Source organism: Fretibacterium sp. OH1220_COT-178 (assembly GCF_003860125.1).
In the GTDB taxonomy this organism is placed as follows: domain Bacteria; phylum Synergistota; class Synergistia; order Synergistales; family Aminobacteriaceae; genus CAJPSE01.
In genome coordinates, this window is the sequence record NZ_RQYL01000095.1 from 1 (window position 1) to 329 (window position 329).

Sequence of the window (329 nt, forward strand, 5' to 3'; positions counted from 1 at the left end):
GAAATCCGTATCGCGATTGTCAGATAGCGACCGACACAGCATCCGCGGCCTGACGGCCGCGGAGAGCTGGTCGTCTGCTAGAACCTCCAGATCAGCGAGACGTAAAACGTCCGGCCCTGGAGCGGGTACCACAGCATGCGCTCCGGCCCCGTCCCCACCGCAAAGAGCTTCAGGTCCGGCCCCTTGTCGAAGAGGTCGTCCACCCCCAAAACCAGATTCAGGTCCTCCCGGGGCTGCCAGCGGACGCCCAGCCCCGCCGTCAGCAGGTCCGTCCAGCCCACCTCGCCCTGCATGTCGTAGTAGTTCCGCCCCACGTAGCGCAGCTCCGA

The 329-nt window shown here is 65.7% G+C and carries 1 pseudogene; it reads right to left on the minus strand.

From position 1 onward, the window contains the following. Nucleotides 1-77: 77 nt before the first annotated feature. Nucleotides 78-329 (minus strand): annotated as a pseudogene (locus tag EII26_RS12990) (TonB-dependent receptor); the annotation flags it as partial.